Raw genomic sequence first — 15,090 nt, forward strand, 5'->3', positions numbered from 1 at the left:
GCGATTACGCACACTGCCCGAACACGTCTACAACCAGATGGTCATGGGCTGAAAAACGTGGGGATACCTCAGATCCTGGTTGAGATGCTGCAACAGACGGCGAAATGCGGCCGCTTCGATAGAGGTGGTGATGGAATCGGGCGTTGAGGTGGTGTCGGTCATGACGGAATCGGGGACAATAGACGGCCTTCGACTCTACACCTGACGCCCCATGACCGTTTCCACGCCAGCTGCCTCTGCCCCGGCCCGCCTCCTCGATGGCCGCCGCATTGCCGAGGACCTGCTCGACGGATTGAAGCTGCGGGTGGATGCGCGGGTGGCGGCCGGCAAGGCGCGTCCCGGGCTGGCCGTGGTGCTGGTCGGCGGCGATCCGGCCTCGTCGGTGTATGTGCGCAACAAGCGGCGCGCGGCAGAAAAGGTCGGTATCGAAGCGTTCGACTACGACTTGCCGCATGGCACCAGCGAATCCGAATTGGCGAGATTGATCGACCAGCTCAATGCCGATCCCAACATCCACGGCATCCTGATCCAGCTACCGCTGCCGGGCATCCCTGATGCCAATCGCTTGATCCAGCGCATCGATCCGCGCAAGGACGTGGATGGCTTTCATCCGCAAAATGTCGGGCACCTGGCGCTGCGCGAATTCGGCCTGCGCCCTTGCACCCCGCGCGGCATCGTGACCTTGCTCGGGCATACCGATCAACCGGTGCGCGGCCGCAACGCGACCATTGTTGGCGTGAGCAATCACGTCGGCCGCCCGATGGGTCTGGAGCTGCTGATCGCCGGTTGCACGGTGACCAGTTGCCACAAATTCACTCCGCCCGAGGTGTTGGAAGCCAGCGTGCGCAATGCGGATATCCTGGTCGTTGCCGTCGGCCGGCCGGGCCTCATTCCGGGCGAATGGATCAAGCCGGGCGCGGTGGTGATCGATGTGGGCATCAATCGCTTGGAAGACGGGCGTCTGGTTGGCGATGTCGGTTTCGACGCCGCTGTGCAGCGTGCGGCCTGGATCACGCCGGTGCCGGGTGGGGTAGGGCCGATGACCGTCGCGACGCTGATGCAGAACACGCTGGAAGCGGCCGACGCGGCTGGCTGAGGCGCGCGAGTAACGCAGCATTGCGGCTGCCTGGTGTCTTCGTGAAGGCTTTCAGGGTAAAATGCCGCGCTTCCCCAAACTCGGGTCCGCCGATGCTACGCATCCAGGCTGAAGCTCTCACCTACGACGACGTTTCGCTCGTCCCCGCTCATTCGATCGTCCTGCCCAAGGATGTCAGCCTGGAAACCCGGCTGACCCGCAATCTGCGTGTGAAATTGCCGATTCTCTCGGCCGCAATGGACACAGTGACCGAACACCGCCTTGCAGTGGCCATGGCCCAGCTGGGCGGCATCGGCATCATCCACAAGAATCTGACGCCTGCGCAGCAGGCGGGCGAAGTGGCCCGGGTCAAGAAGTTCGAGTCCGGCGTGATCACCGAGCCGTTTACGGTCAGACCGGAGACAACGATCGGTGAGGTGCTTGCACTGACCCGCGCGCGCAACATCTCAGGCGTGCCGGTGGTGGATGGCAGCGAACTTGTCGGCATCGTCACCAGCCGCGATATGCGCTTCGAAAAGCGGCTGGACGATCCGGTCCGCCACATCATGACCAAGAAGGACCGCCTGATCACCGTGCGCGAAGGCGCCAGCGATGAGGAAGTGCTGGAGCTGCTGCATCGCAACCGCATCGAAAAGATCCTGGTGGTCAACGACAGCTTTGAGTTGCGCGGCCTGATCACGGTGAAGGACATCCAGAAAAAGACCGACAACCCCAATGCTGCCAAAGACGCCGCCAAGCGCTTGCTGGTCGGCGCGGCGGTGGGCGTGGGCGGCGATACCGAACAGCGCATCGAACTGCTTGCCGCAGCTGGCGTGGACGTGATCATCGTGGATACCGCGCATGGTCATTCGCAGGGCGTGATCGATCGCGTGGCGTGGGTCAAGAAGACCTACCCGCGGCTGCAGGTGATCGGCGGCAACATCGTCACCGGCGATGCCGCGCTGGCGTTGATGGATGCTGGCGCCGATGCGGTCAAGGTGGGCGTGGGTCCGGGTTCGATCTGCACCACGCGCATTGTTGCCGGTGTCGGCGTGCCGCAGATCACCGCAGTGGACATGGTAGCCGAAGCGCTGCAGGACCGCATTCCGTTGATCGCCGATGGCGGTATCCGCTATTCCGGCGACATCGGCAAGGCATTGGTTGCTGGCGCGTCCACGGTGATGGTGGGTGGCTTGTTCGCCGGCACCGAGGAAGCACCGGGTGAGGTCGAGTTGTTCCAGGGCCGCAGCTACAAGAGCTACCGCGGCATGGGCAGCCTGGGCGCGATGGAGAAGGGGTCCAAGGACCGCTATTTCCAGGATGCCAGCGACGCCGACAAGCTGGTGCCGGAAGGCATCGAAGGGCGCGTGCCATATCGCGGCCCGGTCGGCGGCATCGTGCATCAGCTGATCGGTGGCCTGCGCGCGACCATGGGCTATGTCGGCTGCGCTACCATCGAAGACATGCGCACCAAGCCGAAATTCGTCAAGATCACCGGCGCTGGCCAGCGCGAGAGCCACGTCCATGACGTGCAGATCACGAAAGAGCCGCCGAATTACCGGGCGGGCTGATGAGTGGCCGGGATTGGGGATTCGGGATTGGTAGCAGCCCACCGTTTCCCCATCCGGCGGCGCTTGGCGCCGCAGTTTCTGTTGCGATTCCCCAATCCCGATTCCCGGCGCTCAATGACCAACATCCATACCGACAAGATCCTCATCCTCGATTTCGGCGCGCAGTACACCCAGCTGATTGCGCGGCGTATCCGCGAAATCGGGGTGTATTGCGAGATCTGGGCATGGGATCATGATCCGTCGGAGATTGCCGGCTTCGGCGCCAAGGGCATCATTCTGTCCGGTGGTCCCGAGTCGACCACGTTGCCGGGTGCACCGGTCGCACCGCAGGAAGTGTTCGACAGCGGCTTGCCGGTGTTTGGTATCTGCTACGGCATGCAGACGTTGGCTGCGCAGTTGGGCGGTACGACAGAAGCCGCAGATCAGCGCGAATTCGGCCATGCCGAAGTCGATGTGGTTGCGGCCGATGCGTTGTTCGCAGGCTTGACCGATCACGCTGGCGCATCGCGCTTGAATGTGTGGATGAGCCACGGCGACCACGTGTCGCAGGTGCCGCCGGGCTTCACCGTCACTGCGGTGACCGACCGCATTCCGGTGGCGGCGATGTCCAACGAGGACAAGCGCTGGTACGGCGTGCAGTTCCACCCGGAGGTCACTCACACGCTGCAGGGCCAGACCCTGTTGCGTCGCTTCGTGGTCGATGTCTGCGGCTGCCAGACGCTGTGGACGGCGGCCAACATCATCGACGACCAGATCGCGCGCGTGCGCGAGCAGGTGGGGCATGACGAAGTCATTCTCGGTTTGTCCGGCGGTGTCGATTCATCGGTGGTCGCCGCGCTGTTGCACAAGGCGATCGGCGACAAGCTGACCTGCGTGTTCGTCGATACCGGCCTGTTGCGTTGGCAGGAAGGCGACCGGGTGATGGCGATGTTCGCCGAGCATATGGGCGTCAAGGTCATCCGCGTCAACGCTGCCGACCGCTACTTCGCCAAGCTCGAAGGCGTCAGCGACCCGGAAGCCAAGCGCAAGATCATCGGCAATCTGTTCGTGGATATCTTCGACGAAGAATCCAATAAGCTTACCAATGCCAAGTGGCTGGCGCAGGGCACGATCTACCCGGACGTGATCGAGTCGGCCGGCAGCAAGACCGGCAAGGCGCACGTGATCAAGAGCCACCACAACGTCGGTGGCCTGCCGGAGCATATGAAGCTGAGCTTGGTCGAACCGTTACGCGAGTTGTTCAAGGACGAAGTTAGGCGCTTGGGCGTCGAACTCGGCCTGCCGCGCACCATGGTGTATCGCCATCCGTTCCCCGGTCCGGGCCTGGGTGTGCGCATTCTGGGCGAAGTGAAGCGCGAATACGCCGAACTGCTGGCCAAGGCCGATGCGATCTTCATCGACGAACTGCGCAAGGCCGATCTGTACGACAAGACCAGCCAGGCGTTCGCGGTGTTTCTGCCGGTCAAGTCGGTCGGTGTGGTCGGCGACGCACGTGCCTACGAATGGGTGATCGCACTGCGTGCGGTGGAAACCATCGACTTCATGACCGCGCACTGGTCGCATCTGCCGTACGATTTCCTCGGCACGGTGAGCAACCGCATCACCAACGAACTGCGCGGCGTTTCGCGTGTGGTCTACGATATCTCCGGCAAGCCGCCTGCGACGATCGAGTGGGAATGATCCGGCGTCTGACACCGGCTGGCATCTAGTAGCACGAAAACATATCTAAGTCTTCGTCATTACAGGATTTTTTGTGATTTCGTTCGGCGCCATCTGGCAATGAATAGCATCGCCAAGCGCCGTTTTTTCATGGCATGATAGATGGCATTGAGTGCTTCTATGGCATGAGAAGTCGCCGATACCATGTAACCACCTTGCGGATGTTCATGGTATCGAAATCACGTAACGCGATGATTTTATTGTTTTTTTACGCAAGGATTGGCCGGCTTCTGGATCATGGTATTTGAGTTGAATCAGGCCGAGAACCATGTTGACCGATACCAAGCTGCGCAACCTCAAGCCGAAGGACAAGCTCTACAAGGTGAATGATCGCGACGGCCTCTATGTAGCCGTCACGGCCGCTGGAGCGATTTCGTTCCGCTACAACTACTCGATCCACGGTAGGCAGGAGACCATCACCTTCGGCCGCTACGGTGTCGGCGGCATCACCCTGGCAGAAGCCCGCGAGCGGTTGGGCGAGGCCAAGAAGATGATCGCGGCCGGGAAGTCACCGGCCAAGGAAAAGGCGCGGGACAAGGTCCGTGTCAAGGACGCGGAGACGTTCGGGGCCTGGGCGGAAAAGTGGCTACGGGGCTACCAGATGGCCGATTCCACCCGCGACATGCGCCGCTCAGTCTACGAACGCGAGCTAAAGCCGAAATTCAGCAATCAGAAGCTTGTGGAGATCACCCACGAGGACTTGCGCGCACTGACCGATACCATCGTGGAGCGCGGAGCACCGGCGACCGCTGTGCATGCTCGCGAGGTGGTGTTGCAGGTCTTTCGCTGGGCTATTGAGCGCGGCCAGAAGGTCGAGAATCCGGCAGAGCTGGTGCGGCCGACCACTATCGCCAAGTTCGAGCCGCGCGACCGTGCGCTGAGGCCCCACGAGATCGGCCTGATGTACCAGTACATGGAGCGCATCGGCACAACGCCATCTATCCGAGCAGCCGCCAAATTGCTGCTGCTGACGATGGTGCGCAAGAGCGAGCTGACCAACGCGACATGGAGCGAGATCAGCTTCAGTGATGCGCTTTGGACCATCCCAAAGGAGCGCATGAAGCGACGCAATCCGCACCTGGTGTTCCTGTCAAGGCAGGCGCTGGACATCTTCATTGCCCTCAAGACCTTTGCCGGCGGATCGGACTACGTGTTGCCGTCGCGATACGACTCGGACTTGCCCATGAGTAGCGCCACGCTTAACCAAGTGCTGACGCTGACTTATCGGCTGGCGCAGAAGGAAGAGAAGTCACTCGCCAAGTTCGGGCCACATGACTTGCGGCGTACTGCAAGCACGCTGCTACATGAGGCCGGCTATAACACGGACTGGATTGAGAAATGCCTGGCGCACGAACAGCGAGGCGTCAGGGCTGTCTACAACAAGGCCGAGTACCGCGAGCAGCGGACGGCGATGTTGCAGGACTGGGCGGACATGATTGACGAATGGACACTGAAGCGGTCGAAGGCGTAAGCCAGAGGATGACAGTTCGCTCACCTGCCCGAACGTCGAGGCTTAGCCCCCCCGGAGAGAGGCGCCAGCGCCCCTCTCCCACCGGCACTGCGCCAACCACCGCGCGGCCTAATCAAGCCCCAGGCGCAGTGCCGGCGGCTCCCTCACCGCAAAAGCAGGTCAGCAGGGAGTGATATGGCAAGCGTGGCGACGACAAGGCCCTGGCCAGGCCGAGGGTATCGATCAACGCGCAGTGGTAGAGCGGTCATCGTGCGCTACGCGCACAACAGCGCGGCCGCCGTCACTTCACCCGGTGGATCAATCCGCTGCGGCAGATCACATAGGCCCGGTCGCATGGAAACACCGTGAGCTTACGAATCGACTTTTTGCGCGGTGTCCGGTTGTCCAGCTCGATGGCCACGGTCCATCTGCCGTTGCTCACAACCAGGTCAATCACGCCCTGCCGATTTCTTTCCAGCTGCATGGGCACCTCCCAAGCGACATGCCATGTCCGCCGCTGCAAGCGACGTGACCACTGAAGCTGGAAGCGGTGGGCTGGCTGGGGCATCGCGGCAATTATCAGCCGTTGCCGCCCCGAGCCGCGTCACTGGCGGCGCACATCACCGAACCCAGCGCACACACCGCGCCGAGAGGCGCGCGGCGGCTATGCGCGTTGCGTCGAAGTGTAAAAAATGTCACGAAATAATCACTTGACCAGTAAGAATAATATTATTCTTCTTCTTACTTATTAATCCGCACGGAGCCTTACATGGATCTGTCCCAAGTCGTCATGACGCCATGCATGCTTGACGCTAACGCAGCTTGCATGCATGGCATCTTGTTTCATTGACACTTGAGGGGCGCTGCGTTTTAGCCGCTAAAAAGTGGCGGCTGCGACCGACGAGGTGAAGCCGGGGCGCATGGCCTGAGTGCCCGATGCCTTGCGCGCCTCGATCCAGTCTTCGACTTCGGCCAAGTCCCAGGCGACGTTCCGGCTGGTGAGTGCGATCCGGCGCGGGAACTCCCCGCGCTGCTCCATATTGAAAATAGTGCGTTCAGACAGCGGAATCATCGCCAGCAGCTTCTTGCGGTTGATGAGCGTCTTATTTATCGTTGAGTGCATCCCCGGCCTCTTTCGATCACTTGCGAGCATGTGCCTGATGGTGCCTGTGAACGCAGATTGATTCGTCCTATTAGTTGGTCAATTTGGTTTACGCCGCGAGCGTGACTTTGATCTCAGGTGGTACATCGCAGGGATCGACGCCAGCGCCTTCGATACTGCTTGGCGTTCGATGCCCAGCTTCCGCGCAATCTCCGACTGATTAAGTCCAGACCACTGAAGCATCAGCATCTGCTTCTTGCGGTCCGATAGCTTCGAGTCCGCCATCAGCCGCGCTTGATTGCGCAACTCCGCCTTGTCCGCCGGTTGCAAGGTCTGGCCCGTGACGTAGTGAAAGAAGTAGCTGTCAACCAATTGATCGCCCGATTTCATTTGGGCAGTGGCCGGCTTCGCGCATTGCTGGCTGAGTCTCGCCAGTTCGAGGTCGAATTGCGCGAGGGATCGCCTTGCTTGTCTGTAGGCAGGGTTCCATGCGCCGCTCGGCAGCTTGGGCCGGTGATCTAAGCAATATAGGCTGCTGAGTCGAAGCTTTTCCTCTGGATCGTCAGCCTTCGGATCATCGCTCCCGCCAGCGAATAAGGTCAGCTCGGCGAGTGATCCGCAGAACCGGCAGAACCCCTGAAGGCGCTCGCCATTCAGTCGGGTGTCGCGCACCTTTGATTTCGTCGGCCGTTTGCAGGCGCAGTCCCATACAAGCCCGATCAACGATTCGAGTGTCGCTACAAACCGCCGATCTCTTGGGGTCTGCTTATCCCCCGTCTTGATGAACTGGCGCAGCAACTGCCGCTGCATGCGAACCATCGCATTAAGTCCTACCAGTCGAATGATTCCGCTGAAACTCACCCCTGTTCCTGCTCCGGGGATATGGCCCAAGTAGCGTTGCGGCAGCGTCGCCGTGTACGCAGCCACGGCGGGGTCAATGAGTTCCTGTATCAGCCCAACGATGGGGTAGCGCCGCGAGGAGGCGGAATACGGCCGCCAGCGATCCTTGAACTGCTCGATGGCTTCCGAGACAGTGGGATCGCAGCCTTCCCAGGTGACAATGGTTGTATCGTTCTTCATGTCAACCATTTTGGACAACTAATAAGATGTAGGAAATCCCCATAAAACCTAACCTTCGTAGCAATTCGGTTGATAACGGAGGTTTACGCAATGACGATAGAAGACACGCTGCTGCAACGCTTCGGCCCGCTGCTGAGCATGGCGCAGCTCGCCTCTGTCCTGGATCGATCACCGGATGGACTGCGGGTCAGTTTGCGCACGGCGAGCGAATGGGCGGGGCGAATCAACAAGGCTCGCTTCAAGATCGGTCGGCGCGTCTACTTCCGAACCTCGCAGATCGCCGAGGTGTTGAGCGACGAGTCCCTATACGGAACGGGGAACTGAGTCGTGGCGATTGACGTCCTGGCGGCGTTCGAGTGCGAACCGCCGGTGCTGGACTTCATATGGCCGGGCTTCCTGGCGGGAACCGTGGGCGCGCTCGTTGCTCCAGGAGCCACCGGTAAGAGCTTCTGGGCGCTGGAAGCGGCCATGAGCATCGCATGCAGCGTTGCCGGCGGCGACCTCGTGGGCCTGGCTCCCGCACACTCCGGGCGCGTGGTTTATCTGGCTGGGGAAGACCCGCCGTCCGCGCTTGTGCGGCGCATTCACGCCATCGGCCAGCACCTCGGACACGCAGCACGCCAAGCCATCGCAGAGAACCTTGCGCTTGAGCCAATCATGGGTAAGCGCTTGAACGTCATGGACGAGGCTCACTTGCGCCGCGTCATTGAGTACAGCGCCGGGGCCAGGCTGATCGTGCTGGACACACTGAGCCGCATCCACGCCCTCGATGAGAACAGCAATGGCAGCATGGCCCACCTCGTGGCCGTGTTCGAGCAGGTCGCGGCTACCACGGGCGCATCCGTGCTCTACCTGCACCACGTCAGCAAGGGAAGTGCCCGCGAAGGCCAAACCGACCAGCAGCAGGCCGCGCGTGGCGCGTCCGCGCTGATCGACAACGCCAGGTGGTGCGGTTACGTCGCCCGCATGACTGAGGACGAGGCGAAGCGCCTTAGCGACCGCGCCCATGACCGGCAGCCCATCGGCAATGAGCGCCGCGGCTACTTCGTGCGTTTCGGCGTTAACAAGCAGAACTACGACGCTACGACGCTTGATCGCTGGTACATGCGGCACGCAGGCGGCGTTCTGGTGCCAGTGGAGCTGCATGAAGCCAGCAAGAATGAAGAAAAGGGACGTGATGGCCGGAGGCGAAGCGATGGCTTTTGACCTTACCCATGCCCGGCACGATCCGATGCATTGCCTGGTCCCCGGTTTGTTCCGCAGTCTCAAGCGCGGCGAACGGAAGAGGCTCAAGCTCGATGTGACGTATCACTACGCCGAGAATGAACAAGCGCGGTTTGTCGGCTTCGAGCCTCTTGGTGCTGATGACATGCGACTGCTACAAGGTCTTGTGGCTCTTGGAGGGCCGAAGGGCATCATCCTGACGCCAGATCCAACAGCAGAGTTGCCGAGGCAACTGCGTCTATTCCTTGAGCCGAAGTTCGAAGCGGTAGGGCAGGATGCGCTTGTCGTGCGAGAGAGCATGACAAGCCTGCTAGCCGAAATCGGCTTGACCGATGGCGGCGACAATATCAGGGCTATCAAGGCGTGTTTGCTGCGCATGGCAAACGTGACGGTGGTAGTCACCAATGAGATTAGGCAAAGGTCTTTTCACTTGATGAGCTACGCCTTCGACGAAGAGGACGGACGGCTATTCGTCGCGTTGAATCCCCAGATTGCAGAGGCGATTCTTGGGCGGCGCCCGTATACCCGCATCGAGATGGCCGAGGTGCGGGCGCTACAAACCGACCCGGCCCGCCTTATTCACCAGCGGCTATGCGGCTGGATCGATCCTGGCAAAGCCGGGCGCGTGGAACTCGATACGCTTGCTGGCTACGTCTGGCCGGACTAGGCGAACGCCGAGGCTATGAAGAAGCGCCGCCAGAAAGCGCGCAAAGCTCTGGCCGAGCTTGCTACCGTGGGCTGGAAGGTGAGCGAGTATGCAGCAGGGAAGTGGGAAATTGGCAGGCCGAAGCCCGTAGTAACGTTCCCCAAGCTCCGTAGCAATGTTCCCCTTTATCCGTAGCAACGTTCCCCGCCTCAAACCGGAAAACACAGCAACGGCGCGGGCTTGCGGCTAGTTCGCAAGTTCCATCCATGATCTTCCAGGATCATCTACTAGGCGCGGTACTTGCCGCCGCCCTGTAGGGCGACGCCAGGCCTTGCCATGTTCGGCCTTCAGCCGTTGAGTTGTACGCCAGGAGGGGTGACTCGGCCGCACCATTTTTAGCGGCTAAAAACTAAGCGCCCCTCAAGTGTCAATGAATCGGTTTTGTATGTTGTAGCGCGCTACAACATACAACATACAACAAGCGCCATTCGCGGCCTGGCCGCGAACGTTAGACCCGTCTTTGGCGGTGTTTCAGGATCGTCATCCCAGGCAAGGCTTGCGTCTAACGCCGCTTTCGACGATGGCGGCCGAACGGTTCATTGACACTTGAGGGGCCACCTCGCTGCCGATTATCTATGGACCAACTCCCTTCTTGGCGTTCAACTTGTCGGTGATGCTGAATGGCTGCCGTCGCTGTCTTGGGGAACGCTAGTGGCACCAGCTTCATGTCAACCATTTCGGCCAATTATTGGAATGTTGCGCAGGCCGACACTCCGTAAGCTTCGCAGTAGTTCAGTTGATAACGGAGGTTTACGGACATGGCGACGACAAACAGCAGCTACCCTGCCGACTTGGCCGCACGGCTCGCTCTTGAGCAGCAGACCTCGCAGATAAAGCGCCGGGACTACCAGGCCGCTTTCATGGCGGCGCGCTCAGACGTTAAGAAAGCGATGGAGGCCGGCTACACGCTCAAGATCATCTGGGAGCACATGCGCGATATTGGGCGCATCCCTTTTCGATATGAGACGTTCCTGAAATACGTTCGCCAGCACATCACCAATGCGCCGCCTGGGTCCATGAGTCACGGCAGCGCGAAGTAAGGAAAGCCCCGTGTTCAATCGCTGCAAGTGCGTGGCTGAAACACTGCTATCGGTTGTTGGATCGCTGCAAACGCGCGGAAATGGGGCGTTTTTGTCGATCCTCGCGCTGCTGGTGCGCTGTTGCGAAACAACGGTGCGCTTACAGCGCGAAATTCGATGAGTCATACGAGGCAAAAACAAGGCCGTAAGGCGGGCAGGATAGGTGAAGTAGGCCGACCCGCACGCGGGTGTTCCTACTTCACTGTCCCTTATTCGCACCTGCGGTGCTCAACGGAAATCCTGCTCTGCGAGGCCGAGCCGGCTACCGCCGAAGACTTGGAACGCAGGAGAGATAGGCCGCAGCCGCCCTTGCTTTAATGACATCATTTGTGTAATATTGAAGTCAATGAAGTCACACATGAGGTTCTGACTATGGCAATCCTGACAGTGCGGAATGTGCCCGACGAGGTACATCGCGCTCTGCGCTTACGGGCCGCCGAGCATGGCCGCAGTACAGAGGCGGAGGTCCGCGAGATTCTGGAGAGTGCAGTTAAGTCACAAAAGCGCATCCGCATGGGCGACGCGTTGGCGGAGCTTGGCCGCCGCGTAGGGCTAACAAACGATGATTTCGCAGTATTGGACCAGGTGCGCGACAAGGTGCCGGCAGAACCGATGAGGTTTGAATGATTGTCTTGGATACGAATGTCGTCTCCGAGGCGATGAAACCCGAACCCGACCCGGCCGTGCGAGCTTGGTTGAATGAGCAGGTAGCGGAAACCCTCTACCTGTCCAGCGTGACGCTTGCCGAACTGCTGTTCGGCATCGGCGCGCTGCCGAACGGGAAACGTAAAAAAGGCCTGGGCGAAGCCCTGGACGGATTGCTCGAACTGTTCAGCGAGCGGGTGCTGATGTTCGACACCGAAGCAGCTCGCAATTATGCCGAGCTGGCGGTGAAGGCCCGCATAGCCGGGAAGGGTTTTCCAAAACCCGACGGATATATTGGGGCTATTGCGGCCTCCAAGGGATTTATCGTAGCAACACGCGACACCAGCCCTTTTGAAGCGGCCGGGCTTACTGTTATCAATCCTTGGAACCATCGGTAAATTCAATCGCTACTTGACACCGTGATCTGATCAAAAAGGCCGGGCTTCGGTGTCGCCCAGGTCAATTACCGGTAGCTCCGTGGCGCAGCTACGTGATGAACCCTTGAACAAGCGCGCTTGCTCAAGGGGGCAGCCATTCATCGCGAGGTAATGACCATGAAGCAGCACGTTTTAGCGGCTAAAATCGCTTTCTCCCTAGCCCTCACTGTTGGCGTCGCCTCAATTCCCGCGCATGCCGGCATCCCGGTCATTGACGGAACCAACCTGTCGCAAACGACCGTGACCGCGATTCAACAGGTCGCGCAGGTCCAGAAGCAAATCGAGCAATACGCAACGCAGTTGCAGCAGTACGAAAACATGCTGCAAAACACTTTCGCGCCCGCCGCCTACATTTGGGATCAGGCTCAGTCCACCATCAACGGATTGATGCAGTCCATCGACACCCTGAATAACCTCACCAATCAGGCCGGCAGTCTGGACGCTTACCTAGGCAATTTCCAGGACATGTCCTACTACAAATCGTCGCCGTGCTTCACCTCGGCCGGCTGCTCGGACACCGAACGCGCCGCGCTGGAAAAGACTCGCGCCTTGGCTTCGCAGTCGCAAAAGGCTGCAAATGATGCGCTGTTCAAGGGCATCAAAGATCAGCAGGAAAATCTCAAGTCAGACGCGCGACAGCTTGAACGTCTGCAATCGCAGGCGCAGGGCGCAAAAGGGCAGATGGAAGCCATCGGATATGCCAACCAGATTGCCAGCCAACAATCCAACCAGCTCCTGCAAATCCGTGGCCTGCTTCTCGCGCAGCAAAACGCCATCGGTGCGCAGTTGCAGGCCCAAACCGACCGTGAGGCGCAGCAGGAAGCCGCGCATAAGGCATCGACGGAACCAAGGATCGGGAAGACTCCCAACCCGAAAAACTGGCTGCAAGTGAAGCCGTAGGAGGGCCAGAACATGAAGAAATCAACGGTCCTCTTGACCGCCGTTCTCGTCGCATTGGTCGCCGGCTGCGATAACAAGCAGCCGGCCCAAATGTCCGAGCTGAACGCGGCAAACTGCGGGCCCGACCGCATCCAGAAAATCGAGGATCGGCCAACGCGCGAGCAGTTCGCCGGCGCGTGCTCCCGCCGGTCGGTGATTGCACCGACCGAGAATCCCAAGAACTGGCTGGAGGTGAAACCATGAAACGAATGGCGTTCGCCCTTAGCGTCGGCCTGGCCTTCGCATTGTTCTCAACGGGTGCCTCGGCCGAGCTAACCAATCAGGGCATGCTTGACCAGGTGGTGACGGAATTAGCCAGCAAGGCATCGAGCTGGAAAACGGTCATCATGGATGCCGTGACGTGGCTTTTCTGGACCCTGGGCACGATTTCCCTGGTCTGGACGGGCGGCAAACTGGTCATGAAAAGGGCCGATGTTGGCGAGTTATTCGCGGAGTTTGTGCGCTTCATCCTGTTTTTCGGTTTCTACCTTTGGCTGCTGCGCAACGGGCCAGAAATTGCAGATGCGATTATTCAGTCGTTGCAGCAACTCGGATCGAAAGCCACCGGCATATCGTCTGTGACGCCCTCCGGCATCGTCGATGTGGGTTTTATGATCTTTCAGCAGCACGTCAAGAATTCGTCCCTGTGGAGTCCGGTTGATACCGTCATCGGGGCAATTCTGAGCCTTGGAATCCTGCTGCTGCTCGCCACCATTGCAGTCAATATGCTGCTTGTTCTGGTGTCGTCCTGGTGCCTGATGTACCTGGGAATTTTCTTCCTTGGCTTCGGCGGCTCGCGCTGGACCTCTGATATGGCGATCAACTACTACAAGACCGTCCTCGGGGTTGGCGTCAACCTGCTTGTCATGGTCGCTCTGGTCGGGATCGGCAACGATCTGCTGACCGGGTTTTACGCCAAGATGGGCAAGGGCACGCTCAACTTTGAAGAAATGGGCGTGATGCTGGTTTTCTGCCTGGCCCTGCTGTTGCTCATTAACCGGGTGCCGCCTCTGATCTCCGGCATCATCACCAGCGGCGGCGTTGGCGCGGCCGGCGGCCTCGGTAACTTCGGAGCCGGCGCGGTTGTAGGTGCGGGCATGGCGGCCGCAGGCATGGCGGCGCAAGCTGTGGCCGCTGCTGCGTCCGGCGGTGCTTCCTTGGCCGCATCCGCCGCAGGCGGTGCGCAAGCCGTCATGGCGGCGGCCTCGGCGGCCGCTCAAGCCGCCGATGGCGGCGGCGGTGGTATGTCTAACGCAGGCGGCGGCGGGGAATCTGGCGGCGTTGGCGTTGGCGTTGCCGGCGGCGAGCCTATGGCCGCTGCATCCGGTGGCGGCGGCTCCCCGATGGCCCAGGCCGCAGGCGATGGGGAATCGGGCGGCAGCGGTAGCTCTGGCGGCGGTAGTTCCTCTGGTGGCGGAAAAGCCGGCCAGATCGCGAAAGGAACGGTCGCCAACCTCGCCAAAGGCATCGGCTCAATGGCGTCGGCCAAGGCCGGCAGCATGGCCGAAGCGGCCAAGAGCCGGATTGCGGAAACCACCGGCGGCAAGCTCGCTGCGACGATCAAGGCGGCCAGCAGCTCGACCGCTGACAACAGCCCTTCCAGCTCGAATGACAATGCGCCGGCAGCCGCCGGCAATGATGAGGTTGCGGCGTTCGTAAACCGGCCGCAGACGACCTAAAGCGCGTCGGCCGACGATGCAACGCCGGCCGACACTTCCACTATCCACCTGTGAGAGAGGTGAAAAATGGCAACCGTACATCCTAACGAATTTTCCCAAGTCGTTCAGCACGCGGCAGCGGAATTGAACGCTATCGACTGGCTGGACCAGGCAACCGCCCGCGAGTTGGGGCCGCTGGCCGAAGCCACGGCCAACATGTTCATGGTGCTGTTCTACCAGGCCGAAACGGGCCTCGCGACACGCGATGACTTCCTGAAAGCCAGGACGCAGATTCAGAACGTTCTGAGCGCTCACAACGACCGTTTTCAAGGAGCCTCTAAAAACCCCAGCAATCTGCCATCATTGACTTGACGCCCTGCCAGCGGAGAACGACAGACATGATCA

At 60.3% G+C, this 15,090-nt stretch carries 16 protein-coding genes and 2 pseudogenes; 14 read left to right on the top strand and 4 right to left on the bottom strand.

The genetic code is table 11. From position 1 onward, the window contains the following. Positions 1 to 72 precede the first annotated feature (72 nt). Positions 73 to 162: pseudogene (locus XpopCFBP1817_RS14775) on the bottom strand (DUF1244 domain-containing protein); the annotation flags it as partial. Positions 163 to 211: 49 nt separating this feature from the next. Between XpopCFBP1817_RS14775 and folD the strand changes: the two are divergent. The 4 genes from folD (at position 212) to XpopCFBP1817_RS14800 (ending at position 5,836) form a co-directional block, all read left to right on the top strand. Then, complete coding sequence (gene folD, locus XpopCFBP1817_RS14780; protein ID WP_128417690.1) at positions 212 to 1,096, top strand: bifunctional methylenetetrahydrofolate dehydrogenase/methenyltetrahydrofolate cyclohydrolase FolD; 885 nt, start codon at positions 212 to 214, stop codon at positions 1,094 to 1,096. Between the two features lie 92 nt (positions 1,097 to 1,188). Next, positions 1,189 to 2,646: an IMP dehydrogenase gene (gene guaB / locus XpopCFBP1817_RS14785; RefSeq protein ID WP_128417691.1), complete on the top strand. Its 1,458-nt coding sequence runs from the start codon at positions 1,189 to 1,191 to the stop codon at positions 2,644 to 2,646. A gap of 114 nt (positions 2,647 to 2,760) precedes the next feature. Beyond that, on the top strand, positions 2,761 to 4,326 hold the full coding sequence (gene guaA / locus XpopCFBP1817_RS14790) for a glutamine-hydrolyzing GMP synthase (protein WP_128417692.1): 1,566 nt from the start codon (positions 2,761 to 2,763) through the stop codon (positions 4,324 to 4,326). A gap of 307 nt (positions 4,327 to 4,633) precedes the next feature. Beyond that, positions 4,634 to 5,836 carry a tyrosine-type recombinase/integrase gene (locus tag XpopCFBP1817_RS14800; RefSeq protein WP_128417693.1) on the top strand — a complete coding sequence of 401 codons (1,203 nt, stop codon included), beginning with the start codon at positions 4,634 to 4,636 and terminating at the stop codon, positions 5,834 to 5,836. Between the two features lie 280 nt (positions 5,837 to 6,116). Here XpopCFBP1817_RS14800 and XpopCFBP1817_RS14805 read toward each other — a convergent pair whose 3' ends face one another. The 3 genes from XpopCFBP1817_RS14805 to XpopCFBP1817_RS14815 all read right to left on the bottom strand — a co-directional run bounded on the left by XpopCFBP1817_RS14805 (position 6,117) and on the right by XpopCFBP1817_RS14815 (position 8,006). Continuing rightward, positions 6,117 to 6,299 (bottom strand): hypothetical protein, encoded by a 183-nt coding sequence (locus tag XpopCFBP1817_RS14805; protein WP_058361024.1) that lies wholly within the window; start codon positions 6,297 to 6,299, stop codon positions 6,117 to 6,119. 393 nt (positions 6,300 to 6,692) lie between these two features. Further along, entirely contained in the window at positions 6,693 to 6,938 is a 246-nt protein-coding gene (locus XpopCFBP1817_RS14810) for a helix-turn-helix transcriptional regulator (protein WP_003472507.1), read from the bottom strand. Between the two features lie 78 nt (positions 6,939 to 7,016). Further along, positions 7,017 to 8,006 (bottom strand): LuxR family transcriptional regulator, encoded by a 990-nt coding sequence (locus XpopCFBP1817_RS14815; protein WP_128417700.1) that lies wholly within the window; start codon positions 8,004 to 8,006, stop codon positions 7,017 to 7,019. 81 nt (positions 8,007 to 8,087) lie between these two features. On the opposite strand from XpopCFBP1817_RS14815, the gene XpopCFBP1817_RS14820 reads away from it, so the two are divergent. The 10 genes and pseudogenes from XpopCFBP1817_RS14820 (at position 8,088) to XpopCFBP1817_RS14865 (ending at position 15,057) form a co-directional block, all read left to right on the top strand. Further along, entirely contained in the window at positions 8,088 to 8,321 is a 234-nt protein-coding gene (locus tag XpopCFBP1817_RS14820) for an SPRY domain-containing protein (RefSeq protein ID WP_003472509.1), read from the top strand. A gap of 3 nt (positions 8,322 to 8,324) precedes the next feature. Beyond that, the gene (locus tag XpopCFBP1817_RS14825) at positions 8,325 to 9,203 is read left to right on the top strand and encodes a helicase RepA family protein (protein WP_128417694.1); all 879 of its coding nucleotides are present in this window, start codon (positions 8,325 to 8,327) and stop codon (positions 9,201 to 9,203) included. Between the two features lie 25 nt (positions 9,204 to 9,228). Further along, a pseudogene (gene repC / locus XpopCFBP1817_RS14830) lies at positions 9,229 to 10,062 on the top strand (replication protein C, IncQ-type). 623 nt (positions 10,063 to 10,685) lie between these two features. Beyond that, positions 10,686 to 10,967, top strand: coding sequence for a TraK family protein (locus XpopCFBP1817_RS14835; RefSeq protein WP_058361065.1), 282 nt, complete (start codon positions 10,686 to 10,688; stop codon positions 10,965 to 10,967). A gap of 411 nt (positions 10,968 to 11,378) precedes the next feature. Continuing rightward, the gene (locus tag XpopCFBP1817_RS14840) at positions 11,379 to 11,633 is read left to right on the top strand and encodes a FitA-like ribbon-helix-helix domain-containing protein (protein ID WP_003473422.1); all 255 of its coding nucleotides are present in this window, start codon (positions 11,379 to 11,381) and stop codon (positions 11,631 to 11,633) included. Continuing rightward, positions 11,630 to 12,049 (top strand): type II toxin-antitoxin system VapC family toxin, encoded by a 420-nt coding sequence (locus tag XpopCFBP1817_RS14845; protein WP_128417695.1) that lies wholly within the window; start codon positions 11,630 to 11,632, stop codon positions 12,047 to 12,049. The genes XpopCFBP1817_RS14840 and XpopCFBP1817_RS14845 overlap by 4 nt, the downstream gene beginning before the upstream one ends. 156 nt (positions 12,050 to 12,205) lie before the next feature. Next, a complete protein-coding gene (trbJ, locus tag XpopCFBP1817_RS14850; protein ID WP_128417696.1) occupies positions 12,206 to 12,988 on the top strand; it encodes a P-type conjugative transfer protein TrbJ in 783 nt (260 codons plus the stop codon). 12 nt (positions 12,989 to 13,000) lie between these two features. Continuing rightward, positions 13,001 to 13,231: an entry exclusion lipoprotein TrbK gene (gene trbK, locus XpopCFBP1817_RS14855; protein ID WP_128417697.1), complete on the top strand. Its 231-nt coding sequence runs from the start codon at positions 13,001 to 13,003 to the stop codon at positions 13,229 to 13,231. Then, positions 13,228 to 14,706, top strand: a complete 1,479-nt coding sequence (gene trbL / locus XpopCFBP1817_RS14860; protein WP_128417698.1) for a P-type conjugative transfer protein TrbL — start codon at positions 13,228 to 13,230, stop codon at positions 14,704 to 14,706. Before trbK ends, trbL begins: the two co-directional genes overlap by 4 nt. 66 nt (positions 14,707 to 14,772) lie before the next feature. After that, positions 14,773 to 15,057, top strand: coding sequence for a type I toxin-antitoxin system ptaRNA1 family toxin (locus XpopCFBP1817_RS14865; protein WP_128417699.1), 285 nt, complete (start codon positions 14,773 to 14,775; stop codon positions 15,055 to 15,057). Positions 15,058 to 15,090: the final 33 nt, after the last annotated feature.

The organism is Xanthomonas populi (genome assembly GCF_002940065.1).
GTDB lineage: Bacteria > Pseudomonadota > Gammaproteobacteria > Xanthomonadales > Xanthomonadaceae > Xanthomonas > Xanthomonas populi.

Bases quoted from the DNA above. Each gene is read 5' to 3' on its own strand.
- folD (WP_128417690.1), top strand. From the start codon at position 212: ATGACCGTTTCCACGCCAGCTGCCTCTGCCCCGGCCCGCCTCCTCGAT.
- guaB (WP_128417691.1), top strand. From the start codon at position 1,189: ATGCTACGCATCCAGGCTGAAGCTCTCACCTACGACGACGTTTCGCTC.
- guaA (WP_128417692.1), top strand. From the start codon at position 2,761: ATGACCAACATCCATACCGACAAGATCCTCATCCTCGATTTCGGCGCG.
- XpopCFBP1817_RS14800 (WP_128417693.1), top strand. From the start codon at position 4,634: ATGTTGACCGATACCAAGCTGCGCAACCTCAAGCCGAAGGACAAGCTC.
- XpopCFBP1817_RS14805 (WP_058361024.1), bottom strand. From the start codon at position 6,299: ATGCAGCTGGAAAGAAATCGGCAGGGCGTGATTGACCTGGTTGTGAGC.
- XpopCFBP1817_RS14810 (WP_003472507.1), bottom strand. From the start codon at position 6,938: ATGCACTCAACGATAAATAAGACGCTCATCAACCGCAAGAAGCTGCTG.
- XpopCFBP1817_RS14815 (WP_128417700.1), bottom strand. From the start codon at position 8,006: ATGGTTGACATGAAGAACGATACAACCATTGTCACCTGGGAAGGCTGC.
- XpopCFBP1817_RS14820 (WP_003472509.1), top strand. From the start codon at position 8,088: ATGACGATAGAAGACACGCTGCTGCAACGCTTCGGCCCGCTGCTGAGC.
- XpopCFBP1817_RS14835 (WP_058361065.1), top strand. From the start codon at position 10,686: ATGGCGACGACAAACAGCAGCTACCCTGCCGACTTGGCCGCACGGCTC.
- XpopCFBP1817_RS14840 (WP_003473422.1), top strand. From the start codon at position 11,379: ATGGCAATCCTGACAGTGCGGAATGTGCCCGACGAGGTACATCGCGCT.
- XpopCFBP1817_RS14845 (WP_128417695.1), top strand. From the start codon at position 11,630: ATGATTGTCTTGGATACGAATGTCGTCTCCGAGGCGATGAAACCCGAA.
- trbJ (WP_128417696.1), top strand. From the start codon at position 12,206: ATGAAGCAGCACGTTTTAGCGGCTAAAATCGCTTTCTCCCTAGCCCTC.
- trbK (WP_128417697.1), top strand. From the start codon at position 13,001: ATGAAGAAATCAACGGTCCTCTTGACCGCCGTTCTCGTCGCATTGGTC.
- trbL (WP_128417698.1), top strand. From the start codon at position 13,228: ATGAAACGAATGGCGTTCGCCCTTAGCGTCGGCCTGGCCTTCGCATTG.
- XpopCFBP1817_RS14865 (WP_128417699.1), top strand. From the start codon at position 14,773: ATGGCAACCGTACATCCTAACGAATTTTCCCAAGTCGTTCAGCACGCG.